Below are 16,058 nucleotides of genomic sequence, written 5' to 3'. Positions count from 1 at the left end.
GACGGTCGGGTCCAGGGTTCACGGCGCGTCGTCGTGATCAGTGCGGCCGGGGGTCCGGCGGGGCAGTTCCACGCGGACCGTGAGGCCGCCGTGGGGGCGGGGTTCGGCGGTGACCCGACCGTGGTGGGTGGCGGTGATCGCGCGGACCACGGCGAGTCCGAGACCGGTGCCGTCGGCGCGGCGCTCCGTTCCCCGCCGGAAGGGTTCGAACAGCTCGGGGACCTCCGCCGGGTCCAGCACCGGGCCGGTGTTGCCGACCTCGACGAAGGACCGGTCGCCGGCGGTGCCGGTGGTCACCGTCGCCGTGCCGCCGGGATGGTTGTGCCGCACCGCGTTGGCGACCAGGTTGAGGGCGATCTGGCGCAGCAGGGAGACGTCGCCGGTGACCGGCGCGGGCCGCGTGTCGGAGGTGATCAGGACACCGGCCGCCCGGGCCTCCTCGGCCAGGTCCCCGACCGCGGCCCCGGCGACGTCCGCCAGGTCGGCCGGGTACGGCGCGGGGCGCTCGCTCTCGCCGCGCGCCAGGGTCAGCAGCGCGGCGATGAGGCGCTCCGTACGGGCGTTGGCGTCCAGGGCGCGCTGGAGGTCGGGGCGCAGGTCGGCGGGGACCCGGCCCTGGGCGAGCGGGATCTCCAGGGCGGTGCGCTGGAGGGTGAGCGGGGTGCGCAGTTCGTGGGAGGCGTGGGCGGTGAAGCGGCGCTGGGCGGTGAAGCTGCGGTCCAGGCGGTCGAGCATCGCGTCGAAGGTGTCGCCGAGCTCGCGGACCTCGTCGTGCGGCCCGGTCAGGGCGAGCCGCTCGTCCAGGGTGCTGCCGGAGCCGATCCGCCGGGCGGCGGCGGTGACCTGGCTGAGGCGGAGCAGCGACCGGCGTCCGGCCCACCAGGCGAGGAGCGCGGCGAGCGCGGTGAAGACGAGGAGCAGGAGCAGGGAGCGCGCCAGCAGGTCGCCGAGGACGCTGCGCTGGAACTCCTCGAAGCCCTGCGCGGGCGCGACGGTCGCGGCGGGCGCCTCGAACGTGGCGTTCGGGTCGGGGAGTTCGAGGGGAGCGGGGCTGGTGGCGGATCCCGGCCCCGAGGTCTGCGCGGGGACCGTCGCGGGGGGCTCGGGGGGCCGCGCCGGGTTCGTGTCGACCGCGGGGACGATCAGGTAGCGGTTGTCCTCGATGAGCTGACGGGAGCTCAGCCAGTTCAGGACGAGGAGTCCGCAGCCCAGGAGGGCGAACACCACCGTGGTGACCAGGGTCAGCCGGCCGCGCAGCGGCAGCCGCGGGCGCGGGGTCCGGCGGCCGGTCCGGGCCCGGTTCACAGCCGGTACCCGAATCCGGGGTCGTGGGTGATCAGGGCCGGTTCGCCCAGCTTGCGGCGCAGCGAGTGGACGGTGACCCGCACGGCGGTGGTGGCCGGGTCGAGCGCCGCGTCCCACAGGCTGTCCCGCAGCTCCTCGGTGGTGACGGGGGCCCCGTCGGCGGCGAGCAGCATCTCCAGGACGCCGAGCTCCCTGGGGGTCAGCCTGAGCGGCCTGCCGTCGCGTTCGGCGACCCGGCGGGCGGTGTCCAGGCTGAGGCCGCGCCGGCTCAGCACCGTGGGCAGGCCGCCCCCGGCGGTGCGGCGGGCCAGCGCGCGCAGCCGGGCGACCAGCTCCAGGTAGGAGAACGGCTTGGTCATGTAGTCGTCGGCGCCCTGGCCGAGGCCGTCCACGAGGTCGGACAGGGCGCCGGCGGCGGTCAGCATGAGGATCCTGGCCGGGTAGCCGGCGGTGTTCAGCGCCCGGCAGACGGCGTCCCCGCTCAGCCGGGGCAGGTCCCGGTCCAGCACGAGGACGTCGTACGTGGTGGCGGCCGTGAGTTCGAGGGCGCGGGCGCCGTCGTGGGCGACGTCGCAGACCATGCCCTCGCCGCGCAGGCCGTCGGCGAGCATCGCCGCCAGTTCCGCCTCGTCCTCGACGATGAGCACCCGCATCCTGTCCCACCCGCTCCGCTCGGCCGCGTCCCGCGCCGTGCTCGCCACGGCTCCTGCCCGCCAAGGATGCCCCGGCCGGGGTTAGCCGCACGTTAGGCGCACGCTCACGGGTGGCTCACCGGACCCTCCGTAGAACTGACCGACGTCAGTGACGACAGCCGGCAGGGAGATGCGAGATGCGAAGCGGAACACGACGAGTGGTACTGGCGGCGGCCGCCGTGGCGGCCGTGCTGATGGCGAGCGGCTGCTCGGCCGAGGACGCGGCCCCCCGGGTCGCCGGCGACGGCGGCGCGCAGAAGAGCGGCGGGCAGAACGACGACGCGGTGCGCAAGGCCTGGGTGGACTGCATGCACGCGCAGGGGCAGAGCGGCGTCCAGCAGGACAAGGAGGGCAACATCGCCATCCCGGCCGCCGGTACCGACGGCAGCTCCCCCGAGGGCTACGAGAACGCCGCCAAGGTGTGCGACGCGAAGGTCCCCGGCATCCACCAGGTCAAGTCCAAGAACGACGCGAAGTTCGCGGAGATGGGTCGCGCGTACGTCGCGTGCGCGCGGAAGAACGGCTACCCGGACCTGCCCGACCCCGACGAGAAGGGCATCCTCGTCATCCCGACGAACGTGTTCGACGCCGCCAAGTGGGACGCCATCCAGCCGGCCTGCTCCAAGCTGCCGATGCCCGGCTACCGGATCGGGCAGTGACCATGAGCGGCACGCTGGAGAACACCGACGAGAACACCGGCGCCTCCGCTCCCGCCGACCGCGCGCACGGGCGGCCCCGGCGCGGGCGGCGCCGGATCGTGATCCCGCTCGCCCTGATCGCGGTGATCGGCGGCTCGGGCGCGCTCGCCGTGACGCGCCCCTGGGAGGGCCCCGGCACCGCCTCCGCGCAGCCGTCCCTCGGCCACGGCACCGTGGTCGTGGAGAAGGGCTCGCTGTCCAGCGGCATCCAGGTCGGCGGCGCGCTGGCGTACGACGCGCCCACGCCCGTCGTCCCCGCCGGCCAGGGCACGCTCACGGGCCTGCCCGCGGTCGGCTCCGTCGTCAAGGCCGGCGGGAAGCTGTACGAGGTCGACGGGCGTCCGGTGATCCTGATGACCGGGAAGCGTCCCCTGTGGCGTGACCTCGGCCCCGGGATACCCGACGGCCCCGACGTGGAGCAGCTGGAGCGCAATCTGGTGCGGCTGGGCCACGCGGACGGGCTCGGCCTGAGCGTGGACGGGAAGTTCACCAAGGCCACGGAGACGGCGGTGAAGCGCTGGCAGAAGGCGCACGGCGAGCGGCAGACCGGGACGGTCGCCCGCGGCGGCGTCGTCATGCTGCCGCACTCCGCCGTGCGGGTGGAGCGGGTCGGCGCCCAGCTGGGCTCGGCCGTCGGCTCGACGTCCGTCATGACGGTCACCGACACGGCCCTCGTCGCCCTCGTGCAGCCCGCCGAGAACCAGCTCTCCCGGTTCAAGCCGAACGGGCGCGTCACGGTGAAGCTGTCCGACGGCGGCACCGTCCAGGGGCGGATCCGCTCCCTCATCCGCGGCGGCGCCGACGGCGGGGGCGACGGGGACCAGGGCGGCGGCGCGGAGAAGACCAAGGTCACCATCACCCTGGACGGGCAGCGGGAGGCCCGTCAGGCCGGTCCCTCCTCCGTGACCGTCACGATCGTCGGCGACACCGCGCAGGACGCGCTGATCGTCCCGGTCACCGCGCTCCTCGCCCTCGACGTCGGCGGGTACGGCGTGCGGATCGAGGAGGGCGCCGGGTCCCGGCTGGTCAAGGTCCAGCTGGGTCTGGTCGCCGACGCGCGGGCGCAGATCAGCGGCGAGGTCCGCGCGGGCGACCGGGTGGTGGTCCCGAAGTGACGCCCCGACAGTCCCCGGCGGCGGCACCCGTACTGGAGCTCACCGGCGTGGTGAAGGAGTACCCGGGCTCGCCCCCGCTGCGGATCCTGCACGGCATCGACCTGACGGTCGAGGCGGGCGAACTCCTCGCCGTCGTCGGGCCCTCGGGCTCCGGCAAGTCGACGCTCCTCGCCCTGCTCGGCTCGCTCGACCGGCCCACCGCCGGGCGGCTGCGCTTCGAAGGGCGCGACCTGGACGGCCTGTCCGACCCCGAACTGGCGGCGCTGCGCGCCCACCGGATCGGCTTCGTCTTCCAGCAGTTCTTCCTGCTGGCGGGCCTCAGCACGGTCGAGAACGTCGCCACCGGGCTGCTCTACAGCGGGGTGCCCGCCGCGCGGCGCCGGGCCGCCGCCGTGGAGGCCCTGCGCGAGGTGGGGCTCGGGCACCGGCTCGACCACCGTCCGGACCAGCTGTCCGGCGGGGAGAAGCAGCGCGTGGCCATCGCCCGCGCGCTGGTCGGCCGCCCGGCCCTGCTCCTCGCCGACGAGCCCACGGGCGCCCTGGACAGCGTCTCCGGGGCGGCCGTCGTCGACCTGCTGCGGGCGCTGAACGGGAAGGGCACCACGGTCGTCGTCATCACCCACGACCGCGAGCTCGCCGCCTCCTTCCCCCGGCGCATCGGCATCCACGACGGCCGCGTCGACTTCGACGAACGCGGCCCCCACCCCGTAGGAGCTGCCCTGTGACGACCGCACCACGCCGCACCCGGCTGCGTCCGACGGACCTGCTGCGGCTGGGCATGATCGGACCGCGCACCCGCAGGACCCGCTCCGCGCTGTCCGCGCTCGGCATCGCGCTGGGCATCGCCGCGGTCATCGCGGTGACCGGGATCTCCCTGTCGAACCAGGAGCACCTGCTGGCCCGGCTGGACCAGCTCGGCTCCAACCTGATCACCGTGGGGCCCGGCAAGGACGCCTCCCAGCAGCCGGTGCCGCTGCCGGCCACGGCGGAGAAGATGCTCGCCGACATCGCCCCCGTGCAGCGGGTCACCGCGACCGGGGCGACCAAGGCCGAGGTGTACCGCAACGACCTCGTGCCGAAGCAGCAGACCGGCGGCCTCAGCGTGCTGGCGGCCCGGCTCGACCTCCTGGACGTCCTGCACGCGAAATTGCGCAGCGGCAGGTGGCTGGACCGGGCGAGCGAGCGGCTCCCGGTGACCGTCCTCGGCGACCAGGCCGCCGAGCGGCTCGGCGTCACCGCACCCGGCGAACGGGTGTGGCTCGGCGGCCAGTCGTACGTCGTGGCCGGGATCCTGGCGCCGAACGAGCTCGCGCCCGAACTGGGCACCGCCGCGCTCGTCGGCTGGCCGCAGGCGACCGCCCAGCTGGGCGCGGACGGCACGGCCGCCACGGTCTACCTGCGGACCTACCCGGAGCGCGTCCCCGACGTGCAGGCCGTGGCCGGCGCGACCGCCAACCCCGCCAACCCGAGCGGGGTGGCCGTCAGCCGTCCCTCCGACCTGCTCGCGGCACGCGGCGAGACGAAGGACGCGCTCACCGGTCTGGTGCTCTCGCTCGCGGCGGTCGCCCTCCTGGTGGGCGGCGTGGGCATCGCCAACACCATGGTGGTGGGCGTGATGGAGCGGCGCGGCGAGATCGGGCTGCGCCGCGCGCTCGGCGCGCGGGGCGGTCAGATCGCCACCCAGTTCCTCCTGGAGGCCGTCCTGATGGGCTTCGTCGGAGGGGTCGGCGGCCTCGCGATGGGCGCCCTCACCGTGTACGGCTACGCCCTCGCGCAGGGCTGGCCCGCGGCGGTCCCGCTGACGATGGTGGTCGCGGGCCCGGTGGTCTCCGTCGTGGTCGCGGCCCTCGCCGGCATCTACCCGGCCCTGCGCGCGGCGGGCTCGTCGCCGACGGACGCCCTGCGGTCGGCCTGACGGGACGGGGCCCCACTCCCGTGCCCGCGGCCCAACGGCACGGGGTCCCACCCAGGCCCGACGGCACAGGGGTCCCACCCACGGCCCGACGGCACGGGGTGGGACCCCCGTCCCTCGTTCAGCCCGCTCCCGTGGCGTCGCGCCAGCGGGTGAAGAGCTGTTCCGGGTCGCCGGAGCAGTCCCACGGGACCTCGGTGGCGTGGTTGCCGAGGAGTCGGAAGATCTCGCCCGCGCGGTCGGTCAGGCCGGCCTTGACCAGGCCGTGGGCCAGGTGGTTGAGGTCGGCGACGTCCTGCGCGTGCGGGCGGCGGTGCGCGATCCACGCGTCGAGGGCGTGCCGCAGGTCCCCGCGGGCCCGCTCGTCGCTCCAGTGGTGCGCGAGGCCGAGCGCCGCCCTGCCCTCCGTACGGACCCGGTGGCGGTAGTGCTCGGCCCGCGCCACCTGGGCGAGGATCGCGAGCGGTGAGCCCTGCGGGGCGCAGCCCGCCGCGTCCCAGGCGAAGTTGAGCGCCGCGCCGTACGAGCCGTGCCAGCGGGCGGAGAGGTGCCGCAGCACCTGGTGGTGCCCCTCGCGGTGGTACGGGTCGCGGGCGAGGAGCTCCTGCCACCAGGCGGACATCGGGGCGTGGCCGTCCGGGTGGAGCCGGCCCAGGGCGAGCAGCGAGACCCACGGGTGCGGGTCGGCGGGGGCGAGTTCGGCCGCCCGGTGGCAGAACCGGGCCGCCTTGCGGAGGGCTTCGGCGTCGGGGGCGCGTCCGGTGCGGGCGGCGGCGAACATCCGCATCACCTCGGTCTCCGCGCGGAGCACGGCGGCGTCGGGATGCCCCGGCTCGGACGCCTGCCACAGGTCGACCGTGCGGCGGCCCGCCGCGGCGTCGGCGAGCAGCCGGATGCGGTGCGCCCGCCGGTCCCAGTCGCCGGGGGTCCGCGCGAGCAGGTCGCGGGCTCCTTCCCAGCGGCCCAGGAGCATGTCGTCGCGGCCCTCGGCGAGTTCGGTGTCGCCGAACGCGGGATCGTAGACGGGTGCCGATCCGTCCCGGCGGCGCAGCCATGCGGACATGTCGGTGCTCCCTCGTGCGGGTTCGAACGGTGGGGTCGGAGGTCCCGGGACGTCCGGGGCGCGGTCAGAAGTCGGAGAGGACTCCGCCGCGTCGGCCGTCGGCCGGTCCGGGCACCGGGAGGGCGTCCGTGAGGCGGTCCTCGGCGGCGCCCTGCTCGTACGGGACGAGCGGCCGGGGGCGGAAGTAGGACCGCCCGCCCTGGAACCAGGCCGCGCCCAGCGGGACGAGGCCGAGGGCCAGCGCGCCGAGGCCGATGCCGAGCTGGGTGCCGGTGAGGGTGCGGACCGACCCGTACAGGATCCAGAGGTTGAAGGCCGCGCCGAGAAGCGGCCACAGCCCCAGCAGGACGAGGCGGCCCGGGGAGTCGAGGAGCAGGCGGCGGCAGGCCACGGCGACGGTCAGGCCGGCCAGCGCGTAGTAGAAGGCGATCAGCAGGCCGATGCCCATCAGGGCGTCGTCGAGGATGTCGACGCCGCGGCCGGCGAGCACGACGGCCGCCAGCGCCGTCACGGTGATCCCGGTGACGAACAGGGTGGAGGCCACGGGGGTCCCGCGCCGGGGGTGGACGCGGCCGAGGAACGCGGGGACGGTGCGGTCGCGGCCCATGGCGAACAGGGTGCGGGTGGCCTGGAGGAGCGTGGTCTCCAGGGTCGCGACCATGGAGAGCGGTACGGCGAGGGCGAGCAGGTCGCCGCCCGTGCCGGGCCAGGCGGCCTCGCCGAGCCGGTGCAGGAAGTCCCCGTCGGCGGCGGTGGTGGCCTCGGGGCCGAGGAGCACGTTCGCGCTGAGGGTGAGGGTGATCAGGGTGGCGGCGACGGCCAGGAGGCCGATCAGCCCGCCGAGTCCGGAGCCGCCCCGGCCGCCGCGGGTCTCCTCGCTGAGGTTGGCCGTCACGTCCCAGCCCCAGTACAGGCCGCCGACGATGAGCGCGCCCGCGGTGAACGAGTGGGTCGCGTCGAAGTGCCCGAAGCCGAACCAGGAGAGCGAGAACGCCGCGGCGTGGGTGTCCCGGGTGAGCGCCGCTCCGGCCACGACGAGGAGCACGGCCAGCTGGGTCGCGACGGCCAGGGCGCGCACCCCGGCGGCGATCCGCACGCCGGAGGCGACGAGGGCGGCCGTCAGCAGGAACAGGCCGAGGCCGACGCCCGTGGCGAGGACGTCGTCGCCGGCCGGGCGCGCGTCGAGGAGGGACAGGGTGGCCGCGCCGGTGGGGGTGGTCGAGGCGATGACGAAGAGGGTGGTGGCGGCGACCACGGCCCAGCCGCCGAGGAAGCCGAGGACGGGGTGGAGGGCGCGGGCGGCCCAGGAGTAGGTGGCGCCGGAGTTGACGTCGAGCCGTCCCAGGTGGCGGAAGGCGAGGGCGATGCCGACCATCGGGACGGCGCCGTAGAGCAGCGCGGCGGGGGCGGCGAGGCCGACCGCCGCGACGAGGGCGGGGATCAGGGCCACGACGGTGTACGCGGGTCCGCACCCCGCGACCGCCATCACCACGGAGTCGAGGGTGCCGAGGCTGCCGGACCTGAGCCCGCCCCCGCCGTGGTTCCTTGATCTGTCGAGCACCTGGGTGCGCCTTTCCTCTGCGGTACGGGACGGGGGGCGGGGTCCGGCCGGGGCGGGCGGTGGTCTCCCGCCCCGGCCGGACGTCCGGCGGCCGGCGGCGTGCGCGGCCGCGCACGCCGGTGCGTCAGCGGACGGGCTGCTGCTGGGTGACGCAGTGGATGCCGCCGCCGCCGGTGCCGAGGCGGTCGATGTTGAGCTGCTCGATCACGCGGTCGGGGTAGAGCCGGGCGAGGGTGGCCCGGGCGGCGGTGTCGGCGGCGGTGTCACCGAACTGGCCGGAGATGACGGCCCCGTTGCACAGGTAGTAGTTGGCGTAGGAGGCGAGGAAGTCCCGGTTGGTGGAGCGGATCTTGTAGTAGTCGGGGCCCTGGAGCTTGCTCGCGGTCATGGCGGCGCCGGTGGCCGTGGTGGCCGCCGACAGCACCTGGTACTGCTGGCGGGCGTCCTTGGCGTAGGCGTCGGTGTCGGTGGACAGCGGCATCTGCACCAGCGCCTTGCCGGGGGCGAGGAAGCGCGAGGTGGCGTCGACGTGGTCGTCGGTGATGTCCTGGTTGCGGACGCCGTCGAACCAGATGACCTTGGAGGCGCCGTAGGCGGCGCACATCGCCGCCTCGATCTGGCGCTCCGTCATGCCGGGGTTGCGGTTGGTGTTCACGAGGCTGCTGCGGGTGGCCATGAGCGTGCCGGCGCCGTCCTGCTCGATGGCGCCGCCCTCTCCGACCAGGTCGGCGGAGGTGAACGGGACGCCGACGTAGGCGGCGATCCGCCCGGCGACGAGCGCGTCCTTGGCGTGGGTCTGCTTGTTGCCCCACCCGTTGAAGTTAAGGCCGACCGCGTCGAGGCCGCCGGCCCCGTCGGTGCGGAAGACCGGGCCGGAGTCGCGCATCCAGCAGTCGTCGACGGGGATGGTGCTGATGACGGTGACCGTGGAGCCGCACAGCGAGCGGGCCTTGGCGGCGCTGCCCGAGTTGGCGCACACGATGACCGGCTCGTACTTCGCGATGGTCCGGGCGATCAGGGCGATGTCGTTCTGGACCCCGCTCAGCTTGCTGCCCCAGATCGAGGTGGAGTCCGGGAAGGCCATCCAGGTGCGGGTGTGCCGGACGTCCTCGATCGGGACGGCGAAGGTGCCCGCCGCGGCGGTGCCGTTGACCAGCGACCTGACCCCGGCGTGGGCCTCGGTCCCCATCAGCGCGGTCCCGACGGCCGCGAGTCCCGCGGCCTTCAGGAACCGGCGCCTGCCCAGCCCGCCGCCGTCGCGCGGGCCGCTCTCGGCGTGATCGTTCACTGCTGCCTCCTGCTGTCAACTCACCGCGGAACGCCCGCGGTTGCTTCGAGAACGTAGAACTGACCGAGCGCTCGGTCAATATTTTCGGACGGTGCAGTTCGGCCACGTCGGCCGGCAGGCCGGCGCACGGACCGGGGCGCACGCCGGCCGGCCGGCCGCGTACCCCCGGGGCAAGCCGCGGAAGCCGCAGGTGGCGGCCGGTGGGGCTGACTAGAGTGAGGCCATGGCCGCATCCGCGAAGGACTCCCGGAACGTCACCGCTCCCCCGCCCCCGAGGGTCGCGACACCGCGCCCGCGGGCCTCGGCCAAGGGCGAACAGACCCGCGCGCGCCTGATCGCGGCGGCCCGCACCCTGCTGGCCGGCGAGATGAGCGAGCGGTTCACCACCCGCAACGTGGCCGCGCTGTGCGGGGTCTCGCACGGGATGTGCCACTACCACTTCCAGGACCGCACCGACCTCGTGCTGGCCGTCGTCGAGGACATCCGCCCCGAGTGGATCCTGCCGCTGGAGGAGGCCGTCGCCGCCCCCGGCACCTTCGCCGAGCGCGCCGAACGGGTCCTCGGCCTGCTCGACGGCCCCGAGGGCGCGGACCTCGCCCACCTCCACTCCGCGCTGCACTGGCACGCCCTCAACGACGAGCGGGTACGGGCGTCCCTGGAGGCGGAGTACCGGCGCTGGCGCGCCTGTTTCGTCGCGCTGTTCCAGGTGCTGGCCGACGAGCGCGGCGGCGGCGTCGACCCCCGGCCGCTGGGCGAGGCGGTCGCCGCGGCCGTCGACGGGCTGGCTGCGGTGGAGTCCCTGGACGCCGAGGTCGACGGCGGGGCGGTGCTGCGGACGCTGGTCCACACCCTCGCGGCCGGGGTCTGAACCGGCCGCGCGGCGCCCGTCCCGGGCCGGCCTCCCGGCGCCCCTCCCGGCGCCCCTCCCGAGCCGGCCTCCCAGCGCCCGTCCCTAGCCGACCTCCCGGCGCCCGTCCCGGGCCAACCGCCCGGCGCCGTTACAGCGCCCGACGGGCGGCCGCGATCCGCTCCGGGTCCCAGCCCGGCCGGGGCACCGACTCCAACAGGAGCCGGGTGTAGGGGTGTTGCGGGTCGGCGAGTACCTCGCCGGTACGGCCGGCCTCGACGACCGCGCCGTGCCGCATCACGATGACCTCGTCGGTGACGCAGCGGACCACGCCGAGGTCGTGGGTGATGAAGAGATAGCCGATGGAGGTCTCCTCCCGGATGTCCGCGAGCAGGTTGAGGATCTGTGCCTGCACGGACACGTCCAGCGCCGCGACCGCCTCGTCCAGCACCAGCACGGCCGGTTCCACGGCCAGCGCCCGCGCGATGGCCACCCGCTGCCGCTGTCCGCCGGAGAGCTGACGCGGCAGCGCGTCGGCCGCCCGCGTGCCCAGTCCGACCTGGTCGAGCAGTTCCCGCACCCGCCGGGCGTGGTCCCGGTCCGGGAAGTGCAGCCTGAGCGTCTCGCGGAGGGCCGCCTCGACGCTGGTCCGGGGGTCGAGCGACAAGTAGGGGTCCTGGAAGACCATCTGGACCTCGCGGGCCCGGGCGAGGCGCTGGGCCCGGCCGCGGCCCCGTTCGGTGCGGGACCGGCCGAGGACGTGGACCTCGCCCTCGTCCGCCCGCTCCAGGCCGACGACGATCCGCGCGGTGGTGGTCTTCCCGGAGCCCGACTCGCCCACGATGCCCAGCGATCCGCCCGGCGGCAGCGTGAACGACACGTCGTCGACGGCCTTCACGGGCCCGTAGGTGCGGCGCAGTCCCTTGACGACCAGCACCGGCTCGGCGTGCGCGCCGGGCGCGCCGGGTGCGGCGGACTCCTCGGCGCGTGGGGGCGTCTCGCGGTCCTCGACCCGCTCGGCGTTCTCAGACATCGACGGCGCTCCCTTCGAGCCGGTCGCTGTGGTGGCAGGCGGCCTGGTGGTCCGGCCGTCCGGGGGCGGAGATCGGCGCGGGCGCCCGCAGGTCGCACACCTCGGTGGCCAGCACGCAGCGGGCGGCGAAGGCGCAGCCCGGCAGTTCCGCCCGCAGGTCGGGGGGCTGCCCGTCGATGGCGGCGAGCCTGCCCGCGGGGCCCTCCATCCGGGGGGTGGAGGCCAGCAGGGCGGCCGTGTAGGGGTGGCGGGGGTGCGCGAAGATCTCCCGCGCGGGCCCGCTCTCGGCGATCCGCCCCGCGTACATCACGTACACGCGGTCGCTGATGGCGGCTGCGAGGTCGAGGTCGTGGGTGACGAACAGCAGCCCGGTGCCGAAGCGTTCGCGCAGCCGCCCGAGGAGCGCGATGACCTCCGCCTGGGTGGTGACGTCCAGGGCGGTGGTGGGCTCGTCGGCGAGCAGCAGCGTCGGATCGCCCATGAGGGCCGCGGCGATCATGACGCGCTGGAGCATGCCGCCGGACACCTGGCTGGGGTACTTGGCCAGGGCGGTGGCGTCCAGGCCGACCGCCTCCAGGAGTTCCACGGCGCGGGCCCGGGCCTGGGCGGCCGTCATCGTCCTGGTCAGGCAGACGCTCTCGGTGAGGAAGTCGCCGATGCGCCGGAGCGGGTTGATGGCGGCGCGCGGGTCCTGGAAGACCATGGCGACGGTGCCGGTGCGCAGCGCGCGCAGCCGGTCGGCGTCCAGGGTGAGGACGTCCTCGCCGTCGACGAGGACGGAGCCCTCGGTGACAGCGCCGGGCGGCAGCAGGCACAGGGCGCTGCGCGAGGTGAGGCTCTTGCCGGAGCCGGACTCGCCGACGAGCGCGACGGTCTCGCCGGCCGCGACGGTGAGGTCGACCCCGTCGAGGACGGGGCGGGCGGTGCCGGGGAGGGTGATCCGGAGCCCTCGGACGTCGAGCGCCGGCCGGTCGGTCGTGTTCATCGGTCTCTCCTGGCGACGCGGTCGGCCCAGCGCTCTCCGGCCACGTTGAACGCGACGACCGTCAGCACGATGAACGCGCAGGGCAGGATCGCGGACAGCGGGTAGCCGTGCTGGACGGCGGTCTGGCCGTCGAAGACCATGCGGCCCCAGTCGGGGGTGAGCGCCGGGACGCCGAGTCCGAGGAAGGAGAGGCCGGCGAGGTCCATGAGGGCGTAGCCGAAGTTGATGGTGGACTGGGCGAGCACGACCGGGGCGATGTTGGGCAGGACGTGGCGCAGGCAGATCTGGAGCGCCGAGTGGCCCTGGACCTGGTAGGCGCTGACGTACGGGCGGGCCCGTTCGGCGAGGACCAGGGAGCGGGTCAGGCGGCTGACGTAGGGCAGGTAGGCGATGGCGAGGGCGAGGACCGGGGCCGTCAGCCCCTCGCCGTACATCGAGATGATGAGGATCGCCAGCAGCATGCCGGGGAAGGCGAAGACCAGCTCGGTGCTGCGGGAGAGGAGCGAGTCGAGCCAGCCGCCCCGCCAGGCCGCCGCCATGCCGACGACGACGCCGGCGACGGTGGAGAAGAGGACCACCCCGAGCGGGCCGAGCAGCGAGGTGCGGGCCCCGAGGAGCAGCCGGGAGAGGGTGTCGCGGCCCGCCGCGTCCACGCCGAGCAGGTGCTCGGGCGAGGGTCCGGCGAGCGCGTTGCCGAGGTCGACGGCGTTCGGGTCGTACGGCACGACGAGCGGGGCGAGCAGCGCGGCGGCGACGACCAGCAGGACGAAGCCCAGACAGCACAGGTGCAGCGGTGAGCGGGCCGTACGGATCCGGGCGAGGCCGGGCCGGCGGCTGAGGACGGCGGTCATGCGGCGGACCCCTTCGATCCGAGGGTGATCCGCGGGTCGACCAGCGGGAGCAGGAGGTCGACGACGAGATTCACGATCATGAACAGGGCGACGATGATCAGGGAGATGGCCTGGACGGTCGGGAAGTCCTTGGTGGAGGTCGACAGTTCCAGGAGCTGGCCGATGCCGCCGATGCTGAACGCGGTCTCGACGAGGATCGTGCAGACCAGCAGGGTCGAGACGATCAGGCCGCCGGTGGTCAGGACCGTGCCCAGGGAGTTGCGGAACACATGGCGGCGGATGACCTGGCGCTCGGGCACGCCCCGGCTGCGGGCCACGGTGACGTGCTCGCTGTCGAGGGCTTCGAGCATCGCCGTGCGGGTGACCCGGGCGAGCATGCCGATCAGGTAGAGGGCGAGCGCGACCGCCGGCAGGACCAGGTGCCACACCTGGTCGAGGAAGCCCTCTCCGGCGCCGCCGCTGGGGAACCAGCCCAGCTTCACGGCGAACAGCGCCTGGAGCAGGACCGCCGCGACGAACGACGGGGTGCCGACGGCGAAGGTGGTGGTGACGAGGACGGCGGAGTCGGTGGCGCCGCCGCGCACGGCGGCCACCCGGCCGAGCACCAGGCCGACGGCCACGACGACGACCAGCGCCATCAGGACGAGGAGCAGGGTGGTGGGCAGCCGGTCGGCCAGCAGGCGCGAGACGTCGGTGCGGTAGGTGATGGAGCGTCCGAAGTCGCCCTGGAGCATGTCGCCGAGCCACCGGAGGTACCGGACCAGGAACGGGTCGTCCAGGTGGTACTGGGCGTTGATCGTGGCGAGCGCCTCGGGCGAGGCCGAGCGGCCCGAGAGCAGGAAGCTCGCGGGGCTGCCCGGGGCCAGGTACATCGCGCCGAAGACGACGAACGACGCGCACAGCAGGGTCGCGGCCATCTCGGCGAGCCGCCGGGCGGCGAATCTCGTGAAGCTCACCGCGCGGCCCCCACATCGGCGGCCCACGGGTAGTACATGTACGCGATGGTGGTGGGCGCGCCGGTGATCCTCTTGTTGAGGAAGACGGCGGTGGGCCACTCGGCCACCGGGATCCACAGCAGCTGCTCGGCGGCCTGCTTCTGGAGATCGGCCTCGATCATCAGGCGCTTGTCGGGGTCGTACTCGGCGGTCGCCCGGTCGACGCCCGCGTCGTACTTCTTGTCGCTGTAGCCCGCGAAGTTCAGGTACGCGCCGGTCTTGAAGCCGGTGAGCAGGTCCAGCGGGTCGGTGATCGAGTCGTAGTAGGTGAGCGGGAACATGTCGATGCCCTCGCGCGCCTTGGGGTCGGTGAAGAGCGCCGTGAACGCGTTCGGGGCGATGGTCTTGAGCCGGATGTCGAGACCGATCTGCGCGCCGGCGGACTGGACGGCGGTGGCGAGCAGCGAGACGTCCTGGCCGATCGAGCTGGTGGCGACGGTGAGGGTCTTGCCGGTGGCACCGGCCTCCTTGACGAGTGCCTTGGCCTTCGCGAGGTCGGGTGCCGCGGACGGCAGGCCGTCGAGGGCCGCCTTCCGGGTCTCCGGCGAGGCCGCGGCCCAGGCGGCGCGGGTGGTGAGCGAGTGGGTGACGGTGCCCGCGCCGCCGAGGCCGGCCTTGACGAAGCCGGAGCGGTCGAGCGCGAGGGAGAGCGCGCGGCGGACGCGGACGTCGCCGAGCGGGCCCTTCATGTTGGTGATGTTGACGTTGACCGTGCTCAGGCCCTCGCCGAAGTAGAGGGTGCCGACGCCGCTGCCCTTGAGCCGGCCGTAGCTCTCGGTCGGGATGAGGTAGCCGCCGTCGGCCTCGCCGCTGAGCAGGGCGTTGGTCCGGGCGGAGGGGTCGGTCATGAAGCGGAAGACGACCTTGCCGGACTTGGCCTTGCGGCCCCAGTAGCCGTCGAAGCGGTCGAGCTCGACGGACTGGCCCTTGTTCCAGGTGCCCAGCTCGAACGGGCCGGTGCAGGCGAGGCCGCCGGAGGTGCCGTAGTCCTTGCCGGCCTTCTCGACCCCGGCCTTGGAGGCGACGACGCCCGCGGCGGTGGCCATGTACTGGGGGAACTGGGAGTCGGGCTTCTTGAGCTTGACGGTGACCTGGAGCGGGCCGGTCTTCCGGATGGTGGCGACGTTCTGGAAGTTCTGGGCCCAGGCGGCGGCGTTGTCGGGGTCCGTCTGCCGGCCGAGGCTGTACACCACGTCGTCGGCGGTCATCGTGCCGCCGTTGTGGAACCGCACCCCGGGGCGGAGGTCGTAGACCCAGGTGGTGGGGTCGGGGTTGGACGCCTTGCGGGCGAGGCCGGGTTCGAGGGTGAGGCCCGGGGTCCAGCGCATCAGGCTCTCGCACACGTTGGACAGGATGGTGTTCTGCGGGTAGTCGAACGCCACCGTGTAGTCGAGCGTGGGCGGCTCGGCGTAGACGGCCCAGGTGAAGGAGTCGAGCTCGCCCTTGGCGGCGGGCGTGGTCTTCGACAGGGACACGTCGCCGGCGTCGTCCCCGCCCTTCGGCGGCCCCGCGCAGGCGGCGAGCAGGGCCGCGGACGTCAGGAGGGCGGCCGCGGCGGCGAGCGGGCGGCCGGACCTGCGGCCGCGCAGCGCGCCGGCGCGTCTGCTGGTGCGGAGTACGGGTGTGATCATCGTCGCGCTCTCTTTCCGTACGGTGTGTGCGTACGCGATGGGGGAGGCTGCCGGACCGGGGGGACGGTCCGGCAGGAGCGGT

At 74.5% G+C, this 16,058-nt stretch carries 15 protein-coding genes; 5 read left to right on the top strand and 10 right to left on the bottom strand.

All coding sequences use genetic code 11. The features are described 5' to 3' along the window. Positions 1–18: 18 nt before the first annotated feature. Positions 19–1,305: a HAMP domain-containing sensor histidine kinase gene (locus AB0Q96_RS10325; RefSeq protein WP_365323681.1), complete on the bottom strand. Its 1,287-nt coding sequence runs from the start codon at positions 1,303–1,305 to the stop codon at positions 19–21. Next, entirely contained in the window at positions 1,302–1,958 is a 657-nt protein-coding gene (locus AB0Q96_RS10320) for a response regulator transcription factor (RefSeq protein WP_365324046.1), read from the bottom strand. The genes AB0Q96_RS10325 and AB0Q96_RS10320 overlap by 4 nt, the downstream gene beginning before the upstream one ends. A gap of 176 nt (positions 1,959–2,134) precedes the next feature. On the opposite strand from AB0Q96_RS10320, the gene AB0Q96_RS10315 reads away from it, so the two are divergent. Genes AB0Q96_RS10315 through AB0Q96_RS10300 form a run of 4 tightly spaced genes read left to right on the top strand, consistent with a single transcriptional unit; the run spans position 2,135 to position 5,725 of the window. After that, positions 2,135–2,656 carry a hypothetical protein gene (locus tag AB0Q96_RS10315; protein ID WP_365323679.1) on the top strand — a complete coding sequence of 174 codons (522 nt, stop codon included), beginning with the start codon at positions 2,135–2,137 and terminating at the stop codon, positions 2,654–2,656. A gap of 2 nt (positions 2,657–2,658) precedes the next feature. Then, positions 2,659–3,810 (top strand): peptidoglycan-binding protein, encoded by a 1,152-nt coding sequence (locus tag AB0Q96_RS10310; RefSeq protein ID WP_365323677.1) that lies wholly within the window; start codon positions 2,659–2,661, stop codon positions 3,808–3,810. Next, on the top strand, positions 3,807–4,535 hold the full coding sequence (locus tag AB0Q96_RS10305; RefSeq protein ID WP_365323675.1) for an ABC transporter ATP-binding protein: 729 nt from the start codon (positions 3,807–3,809) through the stop codon (positions 4,533–4,535). The genes AB0Q96_RS10310 and AB0Q96_RS10305 overlap by 4 nt, the downstream gene beginning before the upstream one ends. Continuing rightward, the gene (locus AB0Q96_RS10300) at positions 4,532–5,725 is read left to right on the top strand and encodes an ABC transporter permease (protein WP_365323673.1); all 1,194 of its coding nucleotides are present in this window, start codon (positions 4,532–4,534) and stop codon (positions 5,723–5,725) included. The genes AB0Q96_RS10305 and AB0Q96_RS10300 overlap by 4 nt, the downstream gene beginning before the upstream one ends. 118 nt (positions 5,726–5,843) lie before the next feature. On the opposite strand, the gene AB0Q96_RS10295 is transcribed toward AB0Q96_RS10300, so the two are convergent. The 3 genes from AB0Q96_RS10295 to AB0Q96_RS10285 all read right to left on the bottom strand — a co-directional run bounded on the left by AB0Q96_RS10295 (position 5,844) and on the right by AB0Q96_RS10285 (position 9,634). Further along, complete coding sequence (locus tag AB0Q96_RS10295) at positions 5,844–6,785, bottom strand: hypothetical protein (RefSeq protein ID WP_365323672.1); 942 nt, start codon at positions 6,783–6,785, stop codon at positions 5,844–5,846. A 64-nt stretch (positions 6,786–6,849) separates the two neighbouring features. Beyond that, positions 6,850–8,346, bottom strand: a complete 1,497-nt coding sequence (locus AB0Q96_RS10290) for an APC family permease (RefSeq protein ID WP_365323670.1) — start codon at positions 8,344–8,346, stop codon at positions 6,850–6,852. Positions 8,347–8,470: 124 nt separating this feature from the next. Next, complete coding sequence (locus AB0Q96_RS10285; RefSeq protein ID WP_365323668.1) at positions 8,471–9,634, bottom strand: agmatine deiminase family protein; 1,164 nt, start codon at positions 9,632–9,634, stop codon at positions 8,471–8,473. 223 nt (positions 9,635–9,857) lie between these two features. On the opposite strand from AB0Q96_RS10285, the gene AB0Q96_RS10280 reads away from it, so the two are divergent. Next, the gene (locus AB0Q96_RS10280; RefSeq protein ID WP_365323666.1) at positions 9,858–10,502 is read left to right on the top strand and encodes a TetR/AcrR family transcriptional regulator; all 645 of its coding nucleotides are present in this window, start codon (positions 9,858–9,860) and stop codon (positions 10,500–10,502) included. Positions 10,503–10,632: 130 nt separating this feature from the next. On the opposite strand, the gene AB0Q96_RS10275 is transcribed toward AB0Q96_RS10280, so the two are convergent. From AB0Q96_RS10275 to AB0Q96_RS10255, 5 genes are read right to left on the bottom strand one after another with little or no spacing between them, the layout of a single operon-like run. Further along, complete coding sequence (locus AB0Q96_RS10275) at positions 10,633–11,514, bottom strand: ABC transporter ATP-binding protein (protein ID WP_365323664.1); 882 nt, start codon at positions 11,512–11,514, stop codon at positions 10,633–10,635. Beyond that, positions 11,507–12,499: an ABC transporter ATP-binding protein gene (locus AB0Q96_RS10270; protein ID WP_365323662.1), complete on the bottom strand. Its 993-nt coding sequence runs from the start codon at positions 12,497–12,499 to the stop codon at positions 11,507–11,509. Before AB0Q96_RS10270 ends, AB0Q96_RS10275 begins: the two co-directional genes overlap by 8 nt. Further along, positions 12,496–13,350, bottom strand: coding sequence for an ABC transporter permease (locus tag AB0Q96_RS10265; RefSeq protein ID WP_365323660.1), 855 nt, complete (start codon positions 13,348–13,350; stop codon positions 12,496–12,498). The genes AB0Q96_RS10270 and AB0Q96_RS10265 overlap by 4 nt, the downstream gene beginning before the upstream one ends. After that, a complete protein-coding gene (locus tag AB0Q96_RS10260) occupies positions 13,347–14,306 on the bottom strand; it encodes an ABC transporter permease (RefSeq protein WP_365323658.1) in 960 nt (319 codons plus the stop codon). The genes AB0Q96_RS10265 and AB0Q96_RS10260 overlap by 4 nt, the downstream gene beginning before the upstream one ends. Further along, positions 14,303–15,976 (bottom strand): ABC transporter substrate-binding protein, encoded by a 1,674-nt coding sequence (locus tag AB0Q96_RS10255; RefSeq protein WP_365323656.1) that lies wholly within the window; start codon positions 15,974–15,976, stop codon positions 14,303–14,305. Before AB0Q96_RS10255 ends, AB0Q96_RS10260 begins: the two co-directional genes overlap by 4 nt. Positions 15,977–16,058 lie beyond the last annotated feature (82 nt).

This window comes from Streptomyces sp. NPDC093111 (assembly GCF_040683955.1).
Taxonomy (GTDB): domain Bacteria; phylum Actinomycetota; class Actinomycetes; order Streptomycetales; family Streptomycetaceae; genus Streptomyces.
Note: the sequence above shows the minus strand (reverse complement) of the source record. Positions and strands in the feature narration are given on the sequence as shown.

What these genes read in the sequence shown, in the direction of transcription:
- AB0Q96_RS10275 (WP_365323664.1), bottom strand. Translation starts at nt 11,514, where the DNA reads ATGTCTGAGAACGCCGAGCGGGTCGAGGACCGCGAGACGCCCCCACGC.
- AB0Q96_RS10315 (WP_365323679.1), top strand. Translation starts at nt 2,135, where the DNA reads ATGCGAAGCGGAACACGACGAGTGGTACTGGCGGCGGCCGCCGTGGCG.
- AB0Q96_RS10280 (WP_365323666.1), top strand. Translation starts at nt 9,858, where the DNA reads ATGGCCGCATCCGCGAAGGACTCCCGGAACGTCACCGCTCCCCCGCCC.
- AB0Q96_RS10265 (WP_365323660.1), bottom strand. Translation starts at nt 13,350, where the DNA reads ATGACCGCCGTCCTCAGCCGCCGGCCCGGCCTCGCCCGGATCCGTACG.
- AB0Q96_RS10255 (WP_365323656.1), bottom strand. Translation starts at nt 15,976, where the DNA reads ATGATCACACCCGTACTCCGCACCAGCAGACGCGCCGGCGCGCTGCGC.
- AB0Q96_RS10320 (WP_365324046.1), bottom strand. Translation starts at nt 1,958, where the DNA reads ATGCGGGTGCTCATCGTCGAGGACGAGGCGGAACTGGCGGCGATGCTC.
- AB0Q96_RS10270 (WP_365323662.1), bottom strand. Translation starts at nt 12,499, where the DNA reads ATGAACACGACCGACCGGCCGGCGCTCGACGTCCGAGGGCTCCGGATC.
- AB0Q96_RS10310 (WP_365323677.1), top strand. Translation starts at nt 2,659, where the DNA reads ATGAGCGGCACGCTGGAGAACACCGACGAGAACACCGGCGCCTCCGCT.
- AB0Q96_RS10295 (WP_365323672.1), bottom strand. Translation starts at nt 6,785, where the DNA reads ATGTCCGCATGGCTGCGCCGCCGGGACGGATCGGCACCCGTCTACGAT.